The organism is Flavobacterium sp. KY-23415 (assembly GCF_055384985.1).
The window spans coordinates 3,959,064-3,982,809 of record NZ_AP044001.1 but is presented as its reverse complement, the minus strand read 5'-3'; the positions used below and the strand labels follow the sequence as shown (position 1 = coordinate 3,982,809).

Below are 23,746 nucleotides of genomic sequence, written 5' to 3'. Positions count from 1 at the left end.
CAAAGGAATAAAAATATGATTGCTTCGCTTTACTGCGTTGCACTCACCATGATGATAACATTTATGACAACAGAAGCCGTTATTGAAAATGCAACTATAGAATGGTTAGAAGATTTAAATTATACTCATAAATTAGGATATAATTTGAATCATAATGAAACCGAAGTGGTTTTAAAAGAGGAATTGTTGGCTTTTATACAAATGCAACATCCTCATTTGCCTAAAGAGTTGTATCCGTTAATTGTGGCGGAGTTTATAAATAACAAAGGAGCAGATCTATTGTATCGCAACCGAGATTTCCATTTAAAGTTAACCAAAGGATTAGATTATCAATATGAAGATGCAAACGGAAATGAAAAGGCTGTACACGTTTATCCGATAGATTATCAAAATCCTGAAAACAATACGTTTTGGGTCGTAAACCAATTGAGTATTAAAGGAAAAAATAAACGACGCCCCGATATAATTATTTATATTAATGGATTGCCTTTACTTGTTTTTGAACTAAAAAACTGGTTTGACGAAAATACCAATTTAGAAGAAGCACATAACCAAATCCAACATTACTCCAAAGATATTCCTCAATTATTTGAATACAATGTTATCACTATTATTAGCGATGGTAACGAAGCCCAACACGGTATGTTTAATGCTACTACAGAGTGGTATGCGGCATGGAAAAGTATAGATGGAAAAGAAACCGTAAATGAAGATGATTTCCAGATGCATACGTTGTTATTTGGATTGTTTCCAAAAGAACGCCTATTAAATTATATCAAAAACTTTGTCTTTTTTGAAGACCATAATGGGACTTTAATAAAAAAAGGAGCAAAATACCACCAGTTTTTTGGAGTAAATTTTGCTGTTGAAGCGGCTAAAAGAGCCATTAAACCTTATGGTGATGGACGTATTGGTGTTATTTGGCACACCCAAGGTAGTGGGAAAAGTATTTCTATGGCAATTTACACTGGTATTTTAAGAAGTTTACCCGAATTGAAAAATCCAACCATCGTAGTACAAGTAGATCGTAGCGATTTAGATTTTCAGTTGTATGAAAACTTTGTGTTAGCCAAAGACTTAGTAGGCGATGTACAACATGCTAATTCAACAGATGATTTAAGAAGATTACTTTCAGCAGGAAGTGGTGGCGTGATTTTTACGACTATAGAAAAGTTCCGTTTAAAAATGGGAACCGATGAAAAATTAGGTGAAATGGAACATCCTATCTTATCGGATCGTGAAAATATTATTGTTATGGCTGATGAAGCTCATAGAACCCAATATGGCTTGCTTGATGGTTTTGCTTCTAATTTACGTAAAGCGCTACCCAACGCTTCTTTTATTGGTTTTACAGGAACACCAGTAGATAGTAAAGACGCAGATACCCAAGAAGTCTTTGGAGATACCATTCATATCTATGATATTAAACAAGCTGTTGATGATAAAGCAACAGTGCCTATTTACTATGAACCTCGTTTAGCTAAATTGCATTTAACCAATGATACTATTGATGATGAGGTTGATGCATTAACTGCTGAAGTAGAAGACGCTTCCAATTTAAAATGGGCAGCCGTTGAAGACGCTGCCGGATCTACAGAACGTGTTGCAAAAATTGCAAAAGACATTTTGGAACATTATCAAAAACGTACGCAAACCTTATCAGGCAAAGCTATGATTGTATGTATGAGTCGTAGAAATAGTGTCAAAATGTTTGATGCTTTAACGCAATTAGAAGGTTGTCCTGAGATAGCGGTTGTTATGACGGGTAATATTTCTAAGGATCCTCAATCATGGAATCAGCATATTAGAACGCAGGAGGCAACTGAGGCTTTAAAAAAACGTTTTAGGAATCCACAAGATACTTTACAAATAGTTATTGTTCGTGATATGTGGTTAACAGGATTTGATGCGCCTTGTGTGCATACTATGTATGTAGATAAAATTATGAAAGGTCATAATTTAATGCAAGCTATTACAAGAACAAACCGTGTGTTTAAAGATAAGCCATCAGGTGTAATTGTAGATTATATTGGTATTGGTGACCAACTTAAAAAAGCAACCGATAAATATACTGGTGGAGGAGGAAAAGGACAACCTACTTTAGATATGGAACAAGCGTTAAATATGTTTTATAACCAAGTTACCCTTTGTAAAACAATGTTGCCCAAGGAAATTGACTATAAAAATTGGAAAGCATTACGAGAGAGTGACAAAGTTTTATTAGTAAAAAAAGCCTTGAATAGTTTGTTAAAATATGATGAAACTTCGGATAGATTTATGTTAGAAGAAAAGAAATTAACGGGTTTGTTATCGATTGTAAAATCGCAACCTGAAATACAAGAGTATGCAATAGATGTTTTGTTTACACAACATGTTTCTAAAGCCATTCGTAATGCAAAATCAACGAAACGAGTTACTAAAAAGGCAACCGAAAAAGTAAAAGAACTCATTAGTAGAAGCATAGAATCAGATGATATAATTGATGTATTTGCCATGGCAGGAATAGAAAGAGCCGATATTTCTATTTTAGATGAAGACTTTTTATTAGGTGTGAAGAAAGATAAAGATAGTATTCAAATCAAGATAGAATTATTGAGAAATATTTTGAAAGACGAAATCAAAATGCGTTTGCCTAAAAACATTAAGAAATATACTTCATTAAAAGAAGAATTAGAAAAAGTAATTGATAAATATCATGCCAATGCCATTGATTCTTATACTACTATAGTAGAGTTAATTGAAAGAGCAAAAGAAATGCAAGATGAAGATAAACGAAAATCTGAATTAGGTTTATCTGATGAAGAATTAGCTTTTTATGATATTTTGTCAACAAAAAAAGATATTATTAAGGAATCGGGTCCTATTCAAGATATTGTTCATGCTGTTGTAAAAGCAGTTAAAAGTAATCTTCAAATTGATTGGACTAACAAAGAAGATGCTAAAGCAGCGATACGACTTGCTGTCAAAAAAGAATTACGTGGTAAAGTAAGTTTAACCGAATTAAACGCAATTCTTCAAGAAATTATGGAACAAGCAGAAGGTCAATTTAAAGAATGGAGAGCTTAATAAAAGAAATAATTCGTTTAGTGAGAGGACAGGAGTGTTTTTTTCTAGCGTAACGTTTTTATATTATTTAAACTCAAATTAAGCATTTGAATTCTATTACGAAAAATAGCTGCTTTATATTTGCTTCTGTACTCCGTTTTACGTCCTCAATGCTACATTTGTGAGGCAAAACTTCCCTTCTAGGCAACTATTTTGCATCTATTTCCCTCATAACAAAGTCTAATGCGTAATTTTGATTAAATGCTAATCGTAAAAGTTTTATTTTGATCACATAGGAGAATCGTATTGAACAAGGTGATTTTATTTTGTTGCTAATAATTTGTAATTTGGATTTAAAAGTAAAACAATGGAAAATATAATTCAAGTATGCATCTATATCCATGTAATTTTTGGAACTGCTGCCTTAGTATTTGGACTAATGTCTATAGCATTCAAAAAAGGAACAAAATTTCATAAAAAAACAGGAAAAATCTTTTATTATACAATGTTGTTCTCTGCTACTATAGCAATGATCATAGCAGTGTTGCCTAACCACTATAATATTTTTCTATTTGCAATGGGCATCTTTAGCCTCTACTTTGTTTTGTCAGGATATAGAGCCATTCGGTTCAAACAAGAACATCCCGATTTAAAGATAGATAAATGGATAGCAAGAATAATGATTAGTACGGGGGTTTTAATGATTGTAATACCCATTTTGTTTTTTAAAAAAATCAATATCTTACTATTCGTTTTTGGATCTGTAGGCCTATTTTTCTCTATAAGAGACCTTCAATTATTCAAAAACCCGCAACGTTTACAAGAAAGTGGGTTAAAACTACACCTTGGAAAAATGTTAGGTGCCTATATTTGTGCAACAACTGCATTTGTTGTAGTCAATCAATTCATTTCAAGCATCTATGCTTGGTTTGTGCCAGGTATAATTGGTGGTTTTATAATTGTATATTGGATTAGAAAAGTGAATAAAAAACAGTTGCATAACAGGTTAAAGTGAGTTCGATATAAAAAAATTAAAGAAGTATAAATAAACAAAGGTTTTTCTTCAGTTTGAGTGTTTTTTATGTAATAAAATGGAGTAAAAAATGTGTTGAAAGCTAATGAATAGGATATTTATAACATCTCGATACATTTTCAATTCCACAAGCTACATTGAAAACACTCGATGTGACGGAAGAAAACCAATTAATTTACATCGAATTCACGTTAGATTAAAGTGTAAATAGGGGATTAAATAAAGCTAATAAACTACAAAAATCTATAAGCTCATCTACATCAGGATATAATTCTAAATACTTTTCAGGATTATTGTAAGTTACTTTGTTTACTTTATTATAATTTTTGATAAAAACGGTGTAACCCATTCCATCTATAAGGGCGATGGTTTTATAGCCATACTCATATTCTCCGTTAGCTAAGGTATTAATTTCTAATTTTCCTCGAAGCTTGTAGTCAATATCAGATTGATTCGGCAAATATTCAACATTGGTAGCCAAAATTTTTAACCAAACCAAGTCTAGGTCCTCATTTGTTTTTAGTTTAAATCGTTCAATTGTTGGTGCTTTCTTTTCATTTAGAGTAGCATAATATTTATAGTGTATTGCTGTCCATTTATTATTCTCAAAATACAAATGTAGGAGTTCACTATAATTTGTAGTGCCCTCTTTTTTATAAATTCTAATTTCTTTTTGATGTGTTAAACTATCTGAAATTTTAAGGTTAGAATTAATTTCAGCTATATTTTGACTAAAACTAGCAATAGAATAGAATAGAATGATTGTTTGAAGTAGTTTTTTCATGTTATTTCCATTTCCAATCCAATTCCACATTTTTCTTCCAGTTGAATGTATCTGCGATTTTATTTATTTCTAGGTAGAATTCTTCTGAATTTGTCAATTTGCTTTTTGGTATTATTAGACTTCCTCCTGTTTTTAATTTAATAAAATAATAGTTTTTAATTTCATTTAATTCTTCAAATGCTGTATAATTCATTTTAGTTTCAAAATTAGCATCATTAGAAGTGATATATTCCTCTTCAAAGTTTAAAGTTGATTCTTGTCCAAAACGATTATAATAATTTTCTTCAATATGTTTAGAATAGTGAGTTTTATATTGTTTTCTTTGATAAAAAGGAAAAAAAAGGAATGTTATTATAGTAATAATAAAAAGTAAATAACTGAGTTGTTTATCATGGTAATAGAAAGTAATTACAGCAAATAAAAGAAAAGAAAAAGTTAACATTAACCATGTTTTTTGCTTCTTTTTACTGCTTCTTTTATTCTTTGAATCGGTATATAATTGATATTCTAAAAAATCGTTTTTGTCTAGGCTGAGTTGTATTTTCATAGCTAAAATTAATGGAGTAAATATAAAACATTTCCAAAAACAAAACAGCCTCAATTATAGAAACTGAGGCTGTTTTTTATATCATTTAAAAAATATTATTTCTTCTCAATCCATTCTCTTGCATTAACAAAAGCTTCAATCCAAGGAGAAACCACATCGTTTCTATCTTTTGGATAATGCGCCCAGTTCCAAGGGAAAGTAGAACGCTCAATATGTGGCATCATTACTAAATGTCTTCCTGTAGCATCACACATCATGGCTGTGTTATAATCAGAACCATTTGGATTAGAAGGATAGCTTTCGTATCCATATTTAGCAACAATATTGTATTGGTCTTCGCTGTATGGCAAATTAAATTTTCCTTCACCATGTGAAATCCAAACCCCTAATGTACTTCCCGCTAAGGTTTTCAACATCACTGAATTATTCTCTTGTATCGTTACCGAAGTAAAACCACTTTCGTGTTTGTGCGAATCGTTGTGTTGCATTTTACCATGCACTTCATGCTCTGGATTAATCAACTCTAATTCCATCATCAATTGACAACCATTACAAATTCCAACCGATAAAGTATCTTCTCTTTTGAAGAAGTTTTTCAAAGCGGTATTAGCTTTTTCATTGTATAGAAAGGCTCCAGCCCAACCTTTAGCACTTCCTAATACATCCGAATTAGAGAATCCTCCAACAGCACCAATGAACTGAATGTCTTCCAAAGTTTCACGACCCGAAATCAAATCGGTCATGTGAACGTCTTTAACATCAAAACCAGCCAAATACATCGCATTTGCCATTTCACGCTCCGAATTACTTCCTTTTTCACGAATAATAGCCGCTTTTGGTCTTGTTCCATTCGAAATAACAGGAGCTAATCCAGTAAAGTGAGTTGGGAACGTATAGTGCAACGGTTGATTGGCAAAGTTTTCAAAACGTTCTAACGATTTTCCATTTTTGGTTTGTTTTTGATCAAGTAGGAAAGAGGTTTCAAACCACATTTCTCTTAGTTGTGAAACGTTATAGGTTGTAAGTTGCGCGTTGTGCGTAATGTTTAATTCATTACTTGCTACGACATTTCCTAGTTTGAATACTTCAACACCTGCTAACGCTTTTTCAAAGGCAGCATCGTCTTTGGCTTGTACAACAATTCCAATATTTTCAGCAAAAAGGATTTTAACTAAGTCTTTTTCTGCAAACGAACTAAAATCCAATGCAGCACCAACATTTACATCGGCAAAACACATTTCTAATAAAGTAGTAATTAAACCACCACTTCCTATGTCATGTCCAGCAACAATTAAATTGGCTTTTATCGCTTCTTGAATAGCATTGAAAGCCTTTTTAAAGAACGCACTATCTTTTATAGTTGGAGTTTCATTACCAATCTTATTTTGTATTTGCGCAAACGAACTTCCACCTAATTTAAAAGTATCTTGCGATAAATTGATATAGTAAACAGAACCTTTATCGTTTTGGAAAACAGGTTCCACAACTTTAGTAATATCATTACAGTTGGCTACTGCAGAAATGATTACAGTTCCAGGAGCAATTACCTCATCATTAGGGTATTTTTGCTTCATAGAAAGCGAATCTTTCCCAGTTGGAATATTAATACCTAATTCAATGGCAAATTCCGAACACGCTTCCACCGCTTCATACAAACGAGCATCTTCACCTTCGTTTTTACAAGGCCACATCCAATTGGCAGACAATGAAACCGATTTTAAATTGTCTTTTAAAGGAGCAAAAACAATGTTAGACAAAGCTTCAGCAATGGCATTTCTACTTCCTGCTTTTGGATCAATTAAAGCAGCAATAGGGGAGTGCCCAATTGAAGTAGCAATACCTTCCTTTCCATTATAATCTAAAGCCATGACACCTACATTGTTTAAAGGCAATTGTAAAGGTCCAGCACATTGTTGTTTGGCAACTTTTCCACCTACACATCGGTCCACTTTATTCGTTAACCAATCTTTACAAGCAACGGCTTCTAATTTTAGAACCTCTTCTAAATAGGTAGGTATATTTTCTTGCGAATAAACTATTTCTGAATAATTTCTATCTATCGTTTTATCCGTCATAATAGTTTTAGGAGAACTTCCAAAGAAATCTTCTAAAGCATAGTCCATAGGTTTTGCACCAGTAGTTTTGCTTTCAAACGTAAAACGATGATCACCCGTTACATCACCCACCTGATACATAGGAGCACGCTCTCTTTCTGCAATGCGTTGTAAAGTGTCAATATCTTTTTTACCAATAACCAATCCCATTCTTTCTTGCGATTCGTTACCAATAATTTCCTTAGCCGATAAAGTAGGGTCTCCTACAGGTAGTTTATCCAAGTCGATTAAACCTCCTGTTTCTTCCACTAGTTCCGATAAACAATTCAGATGTCCACCAGCACCATGATCGTGAATAGAAACGATAGGGTTGTTATCGCTTTCTACTAAACCACGAATAGCATTAGCAGCACGTTTTTGCATTTCAGGATTCGAACGTTGGATAGCATTTAATTCAATTCCTGAACTAAATTCTCCTGTATCTGCTGAAGAAACAGCAGCTCCACCCATTCCAATTCTATAATTCTCACCACCCAAAATGACAATTTTATCACCTTCTTGAGGTTTCTTTTTTATGGCTTGGTCTAATTTTCCGTAACCAATTCCACCCGCTTGCATGATTACTTTATCGTAACCCAATTTACGAGCCTGCTCTTCATGTTCGAAAGTAAGAATAGAACCCGTAATCAAAGGTTGTCCAAATTTATTTCCAAAATCAGATGCTCCGTTAGAAGCTTTGATTAGAATATCCATTGGAGTTTGGTACAACCATTTTCTTTCAGCCATACCATTTTCATAACTTCTATTGTTCGTCAAACGAGAATAAGAAGTCATGTAAACCGCAGTTCCAGCTAAAGGTAAGGAACCTTGTCCACCAGCTAAGCGATCACGAATCTCTCCTCCAGAACCCGTTGCAGCACCATTGAATGGCTCAACAGTGGTTGGGAAATTATGAGTTTCTGCTTTTAAAGAAAGTACCGATTCAAACTCTTTTTTGGCATAAAAATCAGGTTTATCTGCCGATTTTGGAGCAAATTGCTCCACTATTGGTCCTTTTATAAAAGCAACATTATCTTTATAGGCCGAAACAATGTCGTTTGGATTTTCAGACGATGTTTTTTTAATTAGTTTGAATAATGATGTTTCTTTTTCTTTGCCATCAACAACAAAAGTTCCATTGAAAATTTTATGACGACAGTGTTCCGAATTCGCTTGTGAAAAAGCAAACACTTCAGAATCTGTTAACTTTCGTCCTATTTTCGCAGCTAAATTATTTAAATACTCAATTTCTTCCTCGTTTAGAGCTAACCCTTCTGTTTGATTGTATTTTGCAATATCATCAATTTCAAGAATAGCTTCAGGAGAAATATTAATAGTAAAAATTTCTTGATTTAATTTTGAGAATTTTTGGAAAAGCATCGGATCGAAATCGGTAAAATCTGCTGCTACTTTCTCAAACTCTTCAATTCTAATAATACCTTCAATCCCCATATTCTGAGTAATCTCAACAGCATTAGTACTCCAAGGTGTAATCATGGCTGCTCTAGGGCCAACAAAAAAAGCATCAATTGATGCCTGAGCTTTATTTTGATTATCTACAAGTAAAGAAGCGTTAAAAAGCCAATTTAATTTTGATACAGTTTCTACTGATAGTTCATTTTGAGATTGAACAGCAAATAGAGTAGCGGTTTCGTTTCCGAAAAAATGAATCATTGTGTTGTGTTGTTTTATCCTGTTGCGTTCCATTTAATTCGGTTCGCTTAGGGAGTTGTTGTTTAGTGTGCAAATTTATTTTAAAAAAATTGAAGTTCAAAGCATAATGAACAAAGTTAGTAACAAAAAAATCCTATCATTAGAAAACGATAGGATTTTAGAGGTTTTTAATTGCATTGAACGATTATTTTACTGTCAGTTTTACAATTTTTTTATAATTTTTATTTTCAATTTGTAGAATATACATTCCTGAAGCATGATTGAAATCTAAAAAAGTGTTGTCTTGTGCTAAATTTACAGTTTGACTTGTTATTTTTTGTCCTTGAATGGTATAAATAGTAATTGTAAAATCACCTGTATAAGTTCCTGTATTGAAAATTTCTAATTTTTTGTTTCTTACAGGGTTTACAATTTTAATTGCTTGATTGTCATTTTCAAAACTAGTGCTATTTAATGTGGCTTGTTGTAGGGCTTGGTAAGCGTTTATCCTTCCCCAACCGTGGTAGTTGTCAAATCCGGGAGTATCTTCACTAGGAGACCCTTTTTGATCTTCGGCAGTAGTTTGTAAAATGTCTCGTGCTTGTTGGGGAGTTAAGTTCGAATTTTGAGCAAATAATAATGATGCTACCCCTGCTACTAGTGGTGTTGCCTGAGAGGTTCCTCCCCAATAGGATGAGCCACTCGTATCACTAGAACTGCTTAAACCATAGATATAATTTCCAGGTGCTACTACATTAATATGGGGGCCATAATTACTGCCGCTTGTTGTACTCCAAAAGAATGGTGCTGTTCTGGTATCATCAGGATTGGTTGCTCCCACAGCAATTACATTATTATAGACTGTGGAATATCCAGCAGGGTAGTAGGTTGTATTATTATTAAAGTTCATCATGCAGACCACGAAGGAAACGTTGTTAGTATTAGTATAGTTGATCGCGTTTTCTAATGTTATTGAAGGCGAACTTCCACCAATTGAAAAACTAATAACTTTTGCTCCATTATCAACTGCATAATATATCGAATTTGCCATTGAAGCATAACTGCCACTATTGCTAGCATTTAGTACTTTTAAAGGCATGATTTTGCTATTCCAATTTACTCCAGTAAACAAATTGTTATTATTAGGAATTGCTCCAATAATACCAATAACATTGGTTCCATGTCCGTGATCATCGGTTGGGTCATTATCACTGTTTACCCAATCCCAGCCATTAATATCGTCTATTAAACCATTGTTATCATCGTCAATACCATTATTTGGCACTTCTGCTGTGTTGATCCATAAACGTGAAGCAATTTCTGGGTGATTCATTTTCAAGCCACTATCAGGAATGGCAATTATCATGTTGGGATCGCCTGTTTGAATATCCCAAGCGAGTTCCATATCAACATCAGCATCAGATGTTATAGTACCAACTCCCGATAAGGAAGCATCATTATATAGCCCCCATTGACGGTTGAAATAGGTGTCATTTGGAAAGGTTGCAAGCGTATTGAATTTGTTTTCCATGCCACCTCCATAAGCAATATAGTTCGGTTCTGCATAGGTAATACTGTTCAAATTACTATATTGTTTGCACAATGCTGCTATATCTTTATTTTCTGAAAACGTAATTAAGAATGTTTTAGTAAATTGTTGTTTGCCTATAGCTTCAATTCTTTGAATGCTATTGGTTTGGTTCACTTTGTCTAATTCGGTTATACCGAATACTTTTTTGTCTAAATGAACGCTTCTTTCATTATAATGTGCATTGTTGATTTTTATAATGATTTGGTTTCTTATTGTTTCGGGTTGAGTTTGCCCAAAGCATGTGGTTATTGTAATTAAAAATAATAGAATAATTTTTTTCATTTTGATTTTTTTTTTTCTAATACAAAACTACTAAATTCTTTTATATTTAATTTACGATGATAATTTGAGTACTACTATTCTCTTTTGTAGTCATCTTAATTAAATAGGTTCCTTTTTCTAAAGATGAAATAGTTTCTGATGAAATAACTTCTTTTTCAAGTACTTTTTGCCCCACAATTGAATAAATTTCTATGGTGAAATTGTTTTCGCCCTCAATTGTGAAAGCTCCATTTGCTGGATTAGGGAAAATTTTAAACTCATTTGCTTCTTTTGAAACCTTATTTCCTGTCTTATTGCCTAAGCCATTACAAGTGTCAATGCTGTAAGTGTCCCAATCGCTAGTACTAAATGATGTTTTAGGGGCTGTTGCTGTGCTTTTTCTTCTTAGGGTAATGTCAGCAGCAAAGTTTGATGAACCCCCATTATAAGTACCTATTACATCAATTAATACTCCATTTTTAAATAATCCTATAGGGTCATTACCATTATAAGCCATTTCAGTAGCGCTTGTGGATAGATTTGCAGTTGAATAGCAGCTTGAAGAAATGGCACTATTAACAATTACATATTTACCATTATTTGCTAATGTTCCTGTCAAAGTTAGTCCAGTACTCCAAGAACCAGAACCATTGGTTTGTTTTTTAATAGAATACGATGCTAAATTAATACTATTACCCGTTTCGTTTTTAATTTCAATCGCCTTATTGTTTGAAGATCCTTCTATATATTCCGAAAAGTATAAATCCGATTTTGTAATTACGTTACCTCCTCCAGTGTTTCCATTTCCAGATGTTCCTCCCCAAATTAAATTAACATAATTTGGATTGTCAATAAAAGGATTTCGGTTGCCTTGTCTGGCATAAATAGCATTATTACGCTCAATTTCTCTAGCACTCACAGGGTCTTGTTGGTGCCAAGTTAATAGCATATTTAAAAAAGCCGTTGTAAAAACTTGATTGCTGGTGTTGTTAAACATAGGATAGGAATAGCCAGCAACGGTGTTTTCGTAGCGTGTTGCAAAATAAAAATACATTCTAGCAATGTCTCCTTTAAAAGCGTCTACAGGTTCAAAAACAGTACCTGAGTAGCCGGAAACAGCACTTGAACCAAGCTTACTTCCATTTCTTGTTGTAATTGAAGCTGTGGCAACATTACCATGTGGATAGTTGGAACGAATAGCATTTACTTTACCATCTGTTGGAGGTATAAAATGAGCATCAGCAACCATTGGTGAAGCAGAATTAAATACCGATTGCGGAATCATGTGTTCCCTATTGTAGCAGTTTCCTTCTACAGAGTAAGTACCGCATTGATTGGATCCATAAGTAAAATTATAAGGATCTCTCCCGTTTTGTATTTCAGAGTATAAATCGAAAATAGTATTGTCATTTTCATTTTGATGGTCTCTGTCCGAGGTATTATATGTAGTCCATAGTCCACTATAACCTCTATTAGTATGGTTTTTTATGATGTTGTATAACTGTGTTTTTAAGGTATAGCCACTGCCAGTAGCTGAGGAATAGTAGCTGGAAGGAGCTTGTGCGTAAGTAATACATACAGAAAGTATTACAAAAAAGAATGCGTTAATTTTTTTCATGATAGTTGTGTTTAATTGTGGGTAAATGTAAACACAAAAACAATATTAAAAATTAACGCATTGTTAAATTATTAACATTTTTATTAATAATATAGTATAATTATTTTCTTCTTTTTAAAACAATTTCCATTGTTTTATATTCTATTCCGTCATAACCAGTATCAAACATCTCTAGTTTGTGATTGTCATTGTCAATATAAGTAATTACTTCTCTCATCACTTTCATTTTTTTTGTTACAGGGTCAATGCTTTGTCCTTCCATTTTTAAAACATTAGACTCCTTATCTAATTTTCCCTTCATAATAGTAATACCAGAACTCATATTGTCTATCCAAGTAGAAATGTACTCTTGTGATGCATTATCAAAAGACATCATACCTCTTCCTTCAAATGGCATGCCCATAAAATCTCCCTTATGAATCATTTCCTGATGCAATCCATTAAGAATCATTCTGTATTCGGCTGTTGCTTTCGTGGTTTCTGGTTGTGCGTCTGCACTCATCCACATCGTTAATTCTTCATCCCAAATACCATTGTCCTTAGTTAAGTTTGCGTGCATATCTGAAGGGGTCATATAATCCATCCATGCTTTATTTATTGTAGCCGAATCTGGAATTGAAACAGGTTCTTCAATGGCAATCTCTGTTGAGTCTAAAGCTGTTTCGTTGGGAGTTCCTTTTGTTTCTTCTTTTTTACATGCTGTAAAAGTAATTGCAATAAGTAATAGAGGTAGCACTGATTTTTTCATAATTGAATATTTTGTTGATTATTAATCAAATATAATAAAATTATAGGCACCAATATCAGAAGGATTAGTTCTAATTTGCCCAAGAATATCTTTTGTTCCTGTTGAAAAACTAAAATTTGCAGTTCCTTTGGCCGCAGAATTTTCCCCAATTTGTAGTTGGTTTTTATTTCCGTTTTTAAAATCGGGTTTGTTTGTGTTCGAATTGGTTGCAATCAAACAATTATTATAGTTACTTCCTGAAAATTGGTATTCTGGATGTGTGGTGAATTGGTTACTAAAATCATTAAACTTAATCAAGCAATTGTTGAATTGATAATTAAAATTAGCGTCTGTTCCTTCTTTTTTTAATGAAATAGAATAATTAGTTGTTCCATAGAAAATGCAATTATTAAAATTAGCTTGTGTTAAGGCATAAATAGGATTGCCATCATAATCATCTATTATTAAAGAAGTTTGATTAGGAGTGCTCCAATAATTAGCAAAAGTACAATGCGTAAAATCATAGCTTCCGCCAAAAGTACAAGCTAAACTTGTTTGTCCGCAATTATTTATTACTACATTTTTTCCATCAATATTTCCAGTTCGTGCTAAAATACCCACGTTTGAACAATTATAAATTTGAGTATTTTGAATATCTAATGTGGGTGTTGGAGTGCTATCATTTCCTGTTACCAGCAAGCCTACAGTTGCATTTTTTATTGTTAAGTTTTTAATTTGATTATTTGTACTTCCTTGACTTAACCAAATTGTACCCCATTGCCCCGGAACTTCGGAAAAATTAGGTTCTAATCTGTCTCCTTCAAAAATTACTTCATTTTCTAAAGCAGCTGTTGTTGAGTTGGTTCCATTCACATGTATTGAGGCATTATTGGCAACAATCAATCCAGATTCGGCATGAAAATGCACTCTTGCTCCGGCATCAACTACCAGAGTTTTGTTGGAGGGCACTACCGCATAGCCATAAACGACATAGGGTTTGGAGTTGGTCATGTGCAATTCATTCCCATTTATTGGATCGGTTTCGTCAAGAACAGTTCCTCTAATTGCAATGGGGTTTCCATTGTTGTCAACACCTAGATTAATAGATTCATAAGTATAACTATTATCTGGATTTTGTGTGCGTTGTGGAAAAATAAAGTAGGCATCTTGAACAAGTGTCACTAATTCTACTTTTTGTGTTTGACTACCTTCTCCAAAAAGGATTTGATCTGTATATAAAAAATCGGTAGGATTGGCATTAGCAACATCTGTGGTAACTTCAATAAAAATATACATACTGTCTTTCGCTAACATTTCAACATTTTCAAAAACTCTTCCAGGAATGCCATCTACCATTAAACGGTATTTAGAGTTGTTCCCTTTTCCTAATTGAATTTTTGGGATTGCTATATTTCTATTACTTTTATTATATACTTTTAAGGTATAAGTGCTAGATCCTATGTTCGTAAAAACAGTATCTAAATATACTGTGTCTTTTGAAAAACCTAATCCTCCCGTGCTTGGTTCAAAATTAAAGTCATTACGACATGAAAATAATATTGAAAATAAAAGTATGAATATATAAAAGTAATTTTTCATTATAGTGTACTATTAATAATATTGGAATTGTAAAAGTAATTATTTTTTTAAAGTATAACGAAAGATATATTGTTTTGTTATACAGATTAAACTTGTTAGAATTTGTATTTTTGTAGCAAACAGAATTATAATGCTTAATAGAGAAGAAATGTTAGCTGTTTGCAAAAAGATGTCTCAAAACACATTAATGCAAACATTAGAAATTGAATATATAGATGCAGGTGATGATTTTTTAACTGCAAAAATGCCTGTAAATCCCAGAGTTCATCAACCAATGGGCTTGTTGCATGGAGGTGCTTCTGTTGCTTTAGCAGAAAGTGTTGGAAGTGCTGCTTCCTTAATGTTTGTTGATCCTGAAAAATTTGAAGTGAGAGGCATAGAAATTAGTGCCAACCATTTAAAGAGTAAGAGAGAAGGGATTGTTTATGCAACGGCTAAAATTATTCATAAAGGGAAAAGTATTCATCTTTGGGAAATTAGAATAGTAGATGAAAAAGAACAATTGATTTCGTTATGCAAATTAACTAATATGGTTCTATCTAAAAGGCAAAGGTAATGCAAGTAATTTTAGATAAAATAGCGACTCATTATCAATCAAAATTGCCTTTTGTGGTTTATGCTACTCCTAATTCTGATGTTTTGAACGCTTTTTTTCAGCGTGATGCTTCTTTGGAATTGTTTACAGGTCAAAATGGTTTCGTTTTTGTTCCTTTTGCTAAAACTGAAAAATATATTTTAAGCGAGAATAAGTGTGATTTTTATTCTGAAGGTATTAAGGAAATAAAGCTTACAGATTTTTCTTTTGAAAAGACAGCAACAAGCGCTCCTGTAAAAAATGATTTTGAAAATTTAGTAAAAAAAAGTGTTCAAGCTATTGTTGACAATAAGTTTCAAAAAGTGGTGATTTCTAGGAAGGTAAGTTTACCAATCACTCTGAATTTTAAGCAAACATTTTTAAAACTATTAATACAATATAAAAGTGCATTTCGGTATTTGTTTTTTCATCCTAAAATAGGAATGTGGATGGGTGCAACACCAGAACAATTACTAAAAATCGAAGAGAATACGATTGCTACTGTAGCATTAGCCGGCACGCAATTGTTTAAAGACGCTATTCTATGGGAAAATAAGGAAATGCAAGAACAACAATTTGTAACCGATTATATAATCAATGAAATTACACCTTTTACAGATGAGATTGTAGTTTCTAATCCTTATACTGTTAGAGCAGGTATTTTAGCTCATATTAAAACAGATATTACAGCAAGTTTAAAAAGTAATGAATTGGCTAAAGATTTGCTCCATGTGTTGCATCCAACACCTGCTGTTTGTGGTTTACCAAAGAAAGAAGCTATGGCATTTGTCTTGAAAGAAGAAGGTTATGATAGAAAATTTTATGCTGGTTTCTTAGGAGAATGGAATAGAAATGGAAAATCGGATATATATGTTAACTTGAGATGTATGGAGGTTGAAGAAAATAAAGTTAATTTATATGTTGGTTGTGGTATTACAAAAGACAGCTTACCAGAAAAAGAATTTTATGAAACCGAAAATAAATTAGCTACAATGCTACAAATAATTTGTTGAAACATACAATTGTTTTAAATAATTGAATTACCAAAATTAAGACCAATATAGTATTTGTAAAACGAGATTTTTCTTAATTCAAAATAATAAATGTAAACTTATGAAATTAGATATAATAGCCTTTGGTGCTCATCCTGATGATGTAGAATTAAGTTGTTCAGGAACCCTAGCCAAAGAAATAGCTTTAGGAAAGCAAGTTGGAATTATTGATCTAACTAGAGGCGAACTTGGAACAAGAGGTTCAGCAGAAATTAGAGATGCTGAGGCTGCTGTTGCTGCTCAAATTTTAGGAGTGTCAATACGAGAGAATTTATGTTTTAGAGATGGTTTTTTTGTGAATGATGAAGAACACCAAATAGCCGTTATTAAAAAGATTAGACAGTATAAACCAGATATTGTACTTTGCAATGCAATAGATGACCGCCATATTGATCATGGCAAAGGGAGCAAATTGGTGAGCGATGCTTGTTTTCTTTCTGGATTACCAAAAATTGTAACCTACGATGAAAATGGAATAAAACAAGAAGCTTGGCGTCCAAAACAAGTTTATCATTACATTCAATGGAAAAATTTAACACCAGATTTTGTAGTCGATATTACTGGTTTTATAGATGTCAAAGTTAAATCTGTTTTAGCCTATGGATCGCAATTTTATAATACAGATTCTAAAGAACCAGCAACCCCAATTACTTCTAAAAACTTTTTAGATTCAATTTCCTATCGCGCACAAGACCTAGGTAGATTAGTTGGTGTCGATTATGCAGAAGGTTTTACGGTTGAAAGGTGTTTAGCTGTCAATGACTTAAGTAAATTGATGTAAAAAAAGTATAAAAAACTTTAAAAAACCTTTGTAAGTATAATAAAAGCGCTTATATTTGCACTCGTTAAACAAATGGTGATTGTAGCTCAGTTGGTTAGAGCATCGGTTTGTGGTACCGAGGGTCGTGGGTTCGAGCCCCATCATTCACCCTAATTAGCTTAAAAGTCCTGAATTTTCAGGACTTTTTTATTTATATATAATTCTCTGATTTTGGTATTATTTTTCTTTAGAAAAAACAATAAAAAAGTTTGGAGATAATTTAAAAGTTCTTATATTTGCACTCGTTAAAAAATGGTGATTGTAGCTCAGTTGGTTAGAGCATCGGTTTGTGGTACCGAGGGTCGTGGGTTCGAGCCCCATCATTCACCCTAATTGACTTAAAAGAGGCTGTCCAAAAAGTAAGGACAGCCTTTTTTTGTTGTATTTTATCTCTAAAATTAGTATCTTAGAGTTGACACAAAAATACACAATGGCTAAGATAGTTTTTAAAAATCAAACAGGCAATTCTCCAGAGTTATTTCCTATCAATATTTTCGATAGAATACCGCAAAACCATCCAGTTCACTTAGTGGAACAAGTTGTTAATCAGTTAGATATAAGTGAAATTTTAAAACACTATAAAGGTGGAGGTACTTCTGCTTATCATCCAAGAATGATGGTTAAAGTATTGTTTTATAGTTATTTATCTAATGTATATTCTTGCAGAAAAATTGCAAAAGCACTTCAGGAAAACATTCATTTTATGTATATTTCGGGTAATTCAACTCCCGATTTTAGAACGATAAACGATTTTAGGGGTAAAGTTCTAAAAAATCACATTCAAACTCTTTTTGCAGAAGTGGTAAAAATGTTGGTTGAAATGAAATATGTAAGCCTAGATGTTCAGTATATTGATGGTACAAAAATAGAATCCAAAGCTAATAAATATACTTTTGTATGGAGAGGCTCCGTTGAGAAATATAAAGAAAAACTAGAAATTAAAATTAGTCATATTTTATCGACTATTGAAAACAGTATTCAATCTGATAATCAAGAACTAAATATAGAAGAATTACCAAAGTCGATTGATTCAGAAAGTTTAAAAGAAAAGCTTTCGATTCTTAATAAAAAACTCAAAGAACCTACCAAAAAACAGGCAAGAGAATTGCAAAAACTTCAAGAGGAACATCTTCCAAAGCTTGAAAAATATGAAAAAGACTTGGTTACAATGGGAAACAGGAACTCCTATAGTAAAACAGATCCCGAAGCTACCTTTATGAGAATGAAAGAAGATCATATGAAAAACGGTCAATTAAAACCTGCTTACAATCCGCAAATATCTACTGAAAACCAATTTATTACACATGTTTCTATTCATCAAACAACAAATGACACTACAACCTTAAGTTCTCATCTTGAAGGTTTTGAAAAAGCCTATCAAAAACAGAGCAAAGAAATCGTTGCAGATGCAGGTTATGGAAGTGAAGAAAACTATGAAATGCTGGAAGAAAAACAAGCTGATGCTTATGTGAAATATAACTATTTTCATCAAGAACAAAAAAGAAAGATAAAAAACAATCCTTTTCTTGTTCAAAATTTATTTTACAACAAAGAACACGATTTTTATGTTTGTCCAATGGGTCAAATCATGCAAAAAACAGGAGTAGGAAAACGTGAAACCAGTACTGGATATGAATCACAAATTACATATTATCAAGCCAAAAGATGCCAAGGATGTCCTTTACGAAGTCAATGCCATCAATCAAAAGGTAATAGAATTTTATCAGTCAATCATCGATTAAATGAATTAAAAGAAAAAGCAAGAAAGCTACTAATGAGTGAAAAAGGACTAGAACATCGAAGTAAACGTCCAATAGAGGTAGAAGCGGTTTTTGGTCAACTTAAAAGCAATAATAAATTCAATCGATTCACAATGAAGGGATTAGAAAAAGTAACATTAGAGTTTTTACTAATGGCCCTTGGACACAACTTTAGAAAAATGAATGCATTCAAGGCAGACTTGCTAAAATTTGTTTTCAAAACCAAAATTCACACTTATCTAGCCTATTTTAAAACTAAAATTTGCCTTGTTAAAGTAACTCAAAGTTATTTTGCTATTATTTTTTCTTCAAAACAAAATAGCTTAAAAATAGCTACATAAAAAAAGCTGTCCTTTTCGGACAGCCCCTTTTTTTATGTCTATTTTTTTCATATAAAATACGGATCGACTCCAAAACCTGTGGATTTGATAAATTACCACATAAAAAAACAGTTGTAAAATTAATTACAACTGTTTTTTTTTAAAATAATAATACTTCTTATTTAATTTTTACTGCTGGTAATAATTTACTAGAACATTCTCCAAAACCAATTCTCATGTCTTCGTTTTCACAATATCCTCTAATAATAACAGTATCATTATCGTTAATGAATTTACGCTCTGTGCCATCATTTAACTTAATAGGATTTTTTCCACCCCAAGTTAGTTCAAGCATTGATCCAAAAGAATCTGGTGTTGGGCCAGAAATAGTACCACTTCCCATCATGTCTCCAGAGTTAACTCTACAGCCATTAACAGTATGATGTGCTAACTGTTGAGACATTGACCAGTACATGTATTTAAAGTTTGATTTCGATACAATAGTTTCTTCACTTTCTTCAGGTTTGATAGAAACTTCAAGGTTAATATCAAAAGCATGATTTCCTGTTTGTTGTAAATAGGGTAGTGGTGTAGGGTTTTGTTCAGGACCTTTTACTCTAAAAGCTTCTAGAGCATCCATGGTTACAATCCAAGGAGAAATAGAAGAAGCAAAGTTTTTTGCTAAAAAGGGACCTAAAGGAACATATTCCCATTTTTGTATGTCTCTTGCACTCCAATCATTAAACAAGACCATTCCAAAGATATAATCTTCTGCTTCTTCAACAGGAATAGGTTCTCCCATTAAATTAGCATCGGTAGTAATGAAAGCCGTTTCCAATTCAAAATCAACTAATTTAGAAGGGCCGAAAACAGGTTGTGTTTCACCAGCAGGTAAAGTTTGACCATTTGGTCTTTTTACAGCTACACCACTTGGCACAATCGTTGAACTTCTTCCATGATATCCTACAGGAATGTGTAACCAGTTTGGTAATAGTGCGTTTTCTGGATCACGAAACATTTTACCCACGTTGGTTGCATGCTCTTTAGAACTATAAAAATCGGTATAATCTCCAATTTGTACAGGCAAAAGCATTTCAACATCTTTCATGTCGAAAATAACCACGTCACGATGCTTTTTGTTGTCTCTCAATTTTGGATTGTCAATATCAAAAATTTCGACCAATCTGTTTCGAACCAATCTCCAAGTTTTTTTACCATCCGAAATAAAATCATTCAAGGTATCTTGCATGAACATGTCGTCTGTTAAATCAATACCTTCAAAATACCCTAGTTGTTGAAGAGCTCCCATATCTATGGCAGAATTACCAATTCTAGTACCAATAGTTATTACATCTTCTTTAGTTATGAAAACTCCGAAGGGAATATTTTGTATAGGAAAGTCACTGTCTTTAGACACTTCTATCCATGATTTTCTCTTTGGGTCATTCGCTATATTTGGCATAATATAATGTTAGTTTGTTGTTGAAAAATTATATACCAAATATAAACTTTACTAGCTATTTAACAAACCTTTTTTGTAAATTTGAATAAATTTTAACGAATTACTAAGAAATGCAACGCGACGAACAAATTTTTGATCTGATTCTTGACGAGCAAGACAGACAAATTCACGGTATTGAATTAATTGCTTCCGAGAACTTTGTAAGTGACCAAGTAATGGAAGCTGCGGGTTCTGTATTAACAAATAAATATGCTGAAGGGTATCCTGGAAAGCGTTATTATGGAGGCTGTGAAGTAGTTGATATCGTAGAACAATTAGCAATTGATAGAGCAAAAGCTTTATTTGGAGCAGAATATGTGAATGTTCAGCCTCACTCTGGTTCTCAAGCTAACACCGCTGTTTTTGCAGCTTGTTTGCAACCTGGAGATAAAATATTAGGTTTTGATTTATCTCATGGTGGCCATTTGACGCATGGGTCTCCTGTTAATTTTTCTGGAAAATTATATTCACCAGTTTTTTATGGGGTTGAAGAAGCAACAGGAAGATTAAATTATGATAAAATTCAAGAGATTGCTTTAGCAGAAAAACCCAAAATGATAATTGCAGGGGCTTCGGCTTACTCTCGCGATATGGATTTTGAGCGTTTTCGTGCTATTGCAGATAGTGTTGGTGCTTTATTGTTAGCAGATATTTCTCACCCAGCAGGATTAATTGCTAAAGGATTATTGAATGATCCAATTCCTCATTGTCATATAGTTACAACTACGACTCACAAGACTTTAAGAGGTCCTAGAGGAGGTATGATTATGATGGGTAAAGATTTTGAAAACCCTTGGGATTTAAAAACACCAAAAGGAGATATTAGAATGATGTCTCATATTTTAGATATGTCTGTTTTTCCTGGAAATCAAGGTGGACCATTAATGCATATTATTGCTGCTAAAGCGGTTGCATTTGGAGAAGCTTTAACAGATGAATTCTTTAGATACACTATGCAAGTGCAAAAGAACGCACAGGCTATGGCAGCTGCTTTTGTGAGTAGAGGATATAAAATTATCTCAGGAGGTACTGACAATCATATGATGTTGATAGACTTGAGAAATAAAAATATTACTGGTAAAGAAGCAGAAAATGCTTTGGTGAAAGCAGAAATTACTGTAAATAAAAACATGGTACCTTTTGATGACAAATCTCCTTTTGTAACTTCAGGTATTCGTGTGGGTACTTCAGCAATTACTACTCGTGGATTAGATGAAAACGATATGGAAGTAATTGTTGCTCTAATCGATAAAGTAATCACGAATCACACAGATGAAGCTGTTTTGGAACAAGTAGCCGAAGAGGTAAACGAATTGATGGGTGAAAGAGCTATGTTTGTTTTTTAGTTGAACAGCTTAAAAAATAAAATTAAGGCGTTCAAAAGCATTAAGATTGATTTTCTGATTTGTTAATTAAAGTCAGTTTGTCAACATAGTTGTTTTTGGACGCCTTTTTTTAAGAAAAAATTGCTTATAGCTGATTATGGTTGCTTGCTCTTTTATATTCTATCATTAAAGCCAATAATTTGTCGGTGTTTATATTATAATTGGATAGAATAGCACCTTGATTACCAGATAAAAATTGTGCGATCTTTTTCCCTGTATTCCATTTTTTATGCTCCGAAGTATAATCAAAAAGAATCATTTTGTTCCCTCTTATACTGCCTTTGTTGAAGTTTTTAACTTCTGACCATTTTGTAAAATTGGAACGAAAGGGACTTTTTACTTCAAAGCCATCTTTATCTAATTTTAAATAGGTTAAATTCGGATGAAGTTGAATCAACGACACAATAATTCCAATTCCAAAAAATACAATTGTGAACCATCCTTCCAGAAGTTTGTCTTCTAACATTAAATAACCACCAAAAACAAAAACACTACTGATTAATAATAAGAAAATACTTTTTATTTTATTCGGTCTGAAAATTTTAAATTCTTTATTTGATTTTCTTTCTTGCATATTTTGTCATTTATAGGATTTTCAAATATAATTAAAAATGAGTTTGGAAACTCAATGAGAAGATTTGATATATTTGTTTGTTAATTTAATTTTATTTGTAAATGAATAAATCTGCCTTGTTGATTTTATTATCAATTATGATGTCGTGTAAAAAAGAGTCTATAATTGTTAGTGAAAAGAATGATAAAGAAAATGTAAATTTTCAAGCAATAGATACTGTTTTTTTTACTAAAGAGAAATTACTTAAGTTTGATGACTATGCATTAGTTTACTTGATTGATAGTTTGCAAGTAGATGATGATGTTAAATATAAATATAGATTTGATTTCTTTAAAGGAGAAGAAAAATATTTTAGCGAAAGTATTGAATCAAAAATTTTAGCTGAATTTTTCGAAGGTAAATATTTATTTAAAGAAGAGCGTTCAACTTTAAAAATTATCAAGTTAACAGAAACTTCTTGTGATGATTTAGAAAATAATTATTTGTTCTATACGAATGGAGCAAATAAGTTACTTCATTCATGGGATTCTTTTTATGGAGATGTTTATGGTGCATCCATAGGAGAAATTATTGAAGGAAATCCAAAAGAGTTTATTTTTAGAAAAGAAGAAATCATAGGAGATATTGATAGTATCTCTGGACAATACAAATTGAATGTTTATTTTTCAGATTCAATACATTTTAAAATGAAAGATTCTGTATGGATCATTAATAAAAAAGTACCTTTAGGAAAAGCGTATAGAACAGCAGCGTGTTCTTCAGAAGATTTAGAAAAATTACTTTTTAGAAGAGAAAAATGAATATTCTTT

At 32.4% G+C, this 23,746-nt stretch carries 17 protein-coding genes and 2 tRNA genes; 10 read left to right on the top strand and 9 right to left on the bottom strand.

All coding sequences use genetic code 11. The features are described from left to right. The first annotated feature begins 48 nt into the window (after positions 1 to 48). Together ACZ49Z_RS17465 and ACZ49Z_RS17460 are read left to right on the top strand one after the other, a co-directional pair. Positions 49 to 3,066 carry a type I restriction endonuclease subunit R gene (locus ACZ49Z_RS17465; protein WP_464305586.1) on the top strand — a complete coding sequence of 1,006 codons (3,018 nt, stop codon included), beginning with the start codon at positions 49 to 51 and terminating at the stop codon, positions 3,064 to 3,066. 346 nt (positions 3,067 to 3,412) lie between these two features. Continuing rightward, on the top strand, positions 3,413 to 4,060 hold the full coding sequence (locus ACZ49Z_RS17460; protein WP_464305585.1) for a DUF2306 domain-containing protein: 648 nt from the start codon (positions 3,413 to 3,415) through the stop codon (positions 4,058 to 4,060). 214 nt (positions 4,061 to 4,274) lie between these two features. Here the strand turns inward: ACZ49Z_RS17460 and ACZ49Z_RS17455 are convergent, their stop codons facing one another. The 7 genes from ACZ49Z_RS17455 to ACZ49Z_RS17425 form a co-directional block, all read right to left on the bottom strand. After that, positions 4,275 to 4,892: a hypothetical protein gene (locus tag ACZ49Z_RS17455; RefSeq protein ID WP_464305584.1), complete on the bottom strand. Its 618-nt coding sequence runs from the start codon at positions 4,890 to 4,892 to the stop codon at positions 4,275 to 4,277. Next, entirely contained in the window at positions 4,864 to 5,409 is a 546-nt protein-coding gene (locus ACZ49Z_RS17450) for a YcxB family protein (protein ID WP_464305583.1), read from the bottom strand. Before ACZ49Z_RS17450 ends, ACZ49Z_RS17455 begins: the two co-directional genes overlap by 29 nt. A 95-nt stretch (positions 5,410 to 5,504) precedes the next feature. Then, positions 5,505 to 9,176 (bottom strand): phosphoribosylformylglycinamidine synthase, encoded by a 3,672-nt coding sequence (purL, locus tag ACZ49Z_RS17445; RefSeq protein WP_464305582.1) that lies wholly within the window; start codon positions 9,174 to 9,176, stop codon positions 5,505 to 5,507. Positions 9,177 to 9,360: 184 nt separating this feature from the next. After that, complete coding sequence (locus ACZ49Z_RS17440) at positions 9,361 to 11,028, bottom strand: S8 family serine peptidase (RefSeq protein WP_464305581.1); 1,668 nt, start codon at positions 11,026 to 11,028, stop codon at positions 9,361 to 9,363. 46 nt (positions 11,029 to 11,074) lie between these two features. Next, complete coding sequence (locus ACZ49Z_RS17435; protein WP_464305580.1) at positions 11,075 to 12,625, bottom strand: endonuclease; 1,551 nt, start codon at positions 12,623 to 12,625, stop codon at positions 11,075 to 11,077. A 100-nt stretch (positions 12,626 to 12,725) separates the two neighbouring features. After that, a complete protein-coding gene (locus tag ACZ49Z_RS17430; protein WP_464305579.1) occupies positions 12,726 to 13,373 on the bottom strand; it encodes a DUF1579 domain-containing protein in 648 nt (215 codons plus the stop codon). 21 nt (positions 13,374 to 13,394) lie between these two features. After that, complete coding sequence (locus ACZ49Z_RS17425; protein WP_464305578.1) at positions 13,395 to 14,951, bottom strand: hypothetical protein; 1,557 nt, start codon at positions 14,949 to 14,951, stop codon at positions 13,395 to 13,397. A 130-nt stretch (positions 14,952 to 15,081) separates the two neighbouring features. On the opposite strand from ACZ49Z_RS17425, the gene ACZ49Z_RS17420 reads away from it, so the two are divergent. From ACZ49Z_RS17420 to ACZ49Z_RS17395, 6 genes are all read left to right on the top strand, one after another. Next, the gene (locus tag ACZ49Z_RS17420; protein WP_464305577.1) at positions 15,082 to 15,507 is read left to right on the top strand and encodes a PaaI family thioesterase; all 426 of its coding nucleotides are present in this window, start codon (positions 15,082 to 15,084) and stop codon (positions 15,505 to 15,507) included. Next, on the top strand, positions 15,507 to 16,538 hold the full coding sequence (locus ACZ49Z_RS17415; protein ID WP_464305576.1) for an isochorismate synthase: 1,032 nt from the start codon (positions 15,507 to 15,509) through the stop codon (positions 16,536 to 16,538). Before ACZ49Z_RS17420 ends, ACZ49Z_RS17415 begins: the two co-directional genes overlap by 1 nt. Before the next feature lie 100 nt (positions 16,539 to 16,638). Then, entirely contained in the window at positions 16,639 to 17,358 is a 720-nt protein-coding gene (bshB1, locus tag ACZ49Z_RS17410; RefSeq protein ID WP_464305575.1) for a bacillithiol biosynthesis deacetylase BshB1, read from the top strand. Between the two features lie 74 nt (positions 17,359 to 17,432). Next, positions 17,433 to 17,508: transfer RNA gene (locus ACZ49Z_RS17405), tRNA-His, on the top strand. A 143-nt stretch (positions 17,509 to 17,651) separates the two neighbouring features. Continuing rightward, positions 17,652 to 17,727, top strand: a tRNA-His gene (locus tag ACZ49Z_RS17400). A 100-nt stretch (positions 17,728 to 17,827) separates the two neighbouring features. Further along, positions 17,828 to 19,498, top strand: coding sequence for an IS1182 family transposase (locus ACZ49Z_RS17395; RefSeq protein WP_464305574.1), 1,671 nt, complete (start codon positions 17,828 to 17,830; stop codon positions 19,496 to 19,498). Between the two features lie 157 nt (positions 19,499 to 19,655). On the opposite strand, the gene fahA is transcribed toward ACZ49Z_RS17395, so the two are convergent. Continuing rightward, entirely contained in the window at positions 19,656 to 20,939 is a 1,284-nt protein-coding gene (gene fahA / locus ACZ49Z_RS17390) for a fumarylacetoacetase (RefSeq protein WP_464305573.1), read from the bottom strand. Between the two features lie 110 nt (positions 20,940 to 21,049). Between fahA and glyA the strand changes: the two genes are divergently transcribed. Continuing rightward, complete coding sequence (gene glyA / locus ACZ49Z_RS17385; RefSeq protein ID WP_464305572.1) at positions 21,050 to 22,324, top strand: serine hydroxymethyltransferase; 1,275 nt, start codon at positions 21,050 to 21,052, stop codon at positions 22,322 to 22,324. 124 nt (positions 22,325 to 22,448) lie between these two features. Here the strand turns inward: glyA and ACZ49Z_RS17380 are convergent, their stop codons facing one another. Further along, positions 22,449 to 22,937 (bottom strand): STM3941 family protein, encoded by a 489-nt coding sequence (locus ACZ49Z_RS17380; protein WP_464305571.1) that lies wholly within the window; start codon positions 22,935 to 22,937, stop codon positions 22,449 to 22,451. Positions 22,938 to 23,038: 101 nt separating this feature from the next. Between ACZ49Z_RS17380 and ACZ49Z_RS17375 the strand changes: the two genes are divergently transcribed. Next, positions 23,039 to 23,737 (top strand): hypothetical protein, encoded by a 699-nt coding sequence (locus ACZ49Z_RS17375; protein ID WP_464305570.1) that lies wholly within the window; start codon positions 23,039 to 23,041, stop codon positions 23,735 to 23,737. The last annotated feature ends 9 nt before the right edge of the window (positions 23,738 to 23,746 follow it).

What these genes read in the sequence shown, in the direction of transcription:
- ACZ49Z_RS17465 (WP_464305586.1), top strand. Translation starts at nt 49, where the DNA reads ATGATGATAACATTTATGACAACAGAAGCCGTTATTGAAAATGCAACT.
- ACZ49Z_RS17460 (WP_464305585.1), top strand. Translation starts at nt 3,413, where the DNA reads ATGGAAAATATAATTCAAGTATGCATCTATATCCATGTAATTTTTGGA.
- ACZ49Z_RS17455 (WP_464305584.1), bottom strand. Translation starts at nt 4,892, where the DNA reads ATGTGGAATTGGATTGGAAATGGAAATAACATGAAAAAACTACTTCAA.
- ACZ49Z_RS17450 (WP_464305583.1), bottom strand. Translation starts at nt 5,409, where the DNA reads ATGAAAATACAACTCAGCCTAGACAAAAACGATTTTTTAGAATATCAA.
- purL (WP_464305582.1), bottom strand. Translation starts at nt 9,176, where the DNA reads ATGATTCATTTTTTCGGAAACGAAACCGCTACTCTATTTGCTGTTCAA.
- ACZ49Z_RS17440 (WP_464305581.1), bottom strand. Translation starts at nt 11,028, where the DNA reads ATGAAAAAAATTATTCTATTATTTTTAATTACAATAACCACATGCTTT.
- ACZ49Z_RS17435 (WP_464305580.1), bottom strand. Translation starts at nt 12,625, where the DNA reads ATGAAAAAAATTAACGCATTCTTTTTTGTAATACTTTCTGTATGTATT.
- ACZ49Z_RS17430 (WP_464305579.1), bottom strand. Translation starts at nt 13,373, where the DNA reads ATGAAAAAATCAGTGCTACCTCTATTACTTATTGCAATTACTTTTACA.
- ACZ49Z_RS17425 (WP_464305578.1), bottom strand. Translation starts at nt 14,951, where the DNA reads ATGAAAAATTACTTTTATATATTCATACTTTTATTTTCAATATTATTT.
- ACZ49Z_RS17420 (WP_464305577.1), top strand. Translation starts at nt 15,082, where the DNA reads ATGCTTAATAGAGAAGAAATGTTAGCTGTTTGCAAAAAGATGTCTCAA.
- ACZ49Z_RS17415 (WP_464305576.1), top strand. Translation starts at nt 15,507, where the DNA reads ATGCAAGTAATTTTAGATAAAATAGCGACTCATTATCAATCAAAATTG.
- bshB1 (WP_464305575.1), top strand. Translation starts at nt 16,639, where the DNA reads ATGAAATTAGATATAATAGCCTTTGGTGCTCATCCTGATGATGTAGAA.
- ACZ49Z_RS17395 (WP_464305574.1), top strand. Translation starts at nt 17,828, where the DNA reads ATGGCTAAGATAGTTTTTAAAAATCAAACAGGCAATTCTCCAGAGTTA.
- fahA (WP_464305573.1), bottom strand. Translation starts at nt 20,939, where the DNA reads ATGCCAAATATAGCGAATGACCCAAAGAGAAAATCATGGATAGAAGTG.
- glyA (WP_464305572.1), top strand. Translation starts at nt 21,050, where the DNA reads ATGCAACGCGACGAACAAATTTTTGATCTGATTCTTGACGAGCAAGAC.
- ACZ49Z_RS17380 (WP_464305571.1), bottom strand. Translation starts at nt 22,937, where the DNA reads ATGCAAGAAAGAAAATCAAATAAAGAATTTAAAATTTTCAGACCGAAT.
- ACZ49Z_RS17375 (WP_464305570.1), top strand. Translation starts at nt 23,039, where the DNA reads ATGAATAAATCTGCCTTGTTGATTTTATTATCAATTATGATGTCGTGT.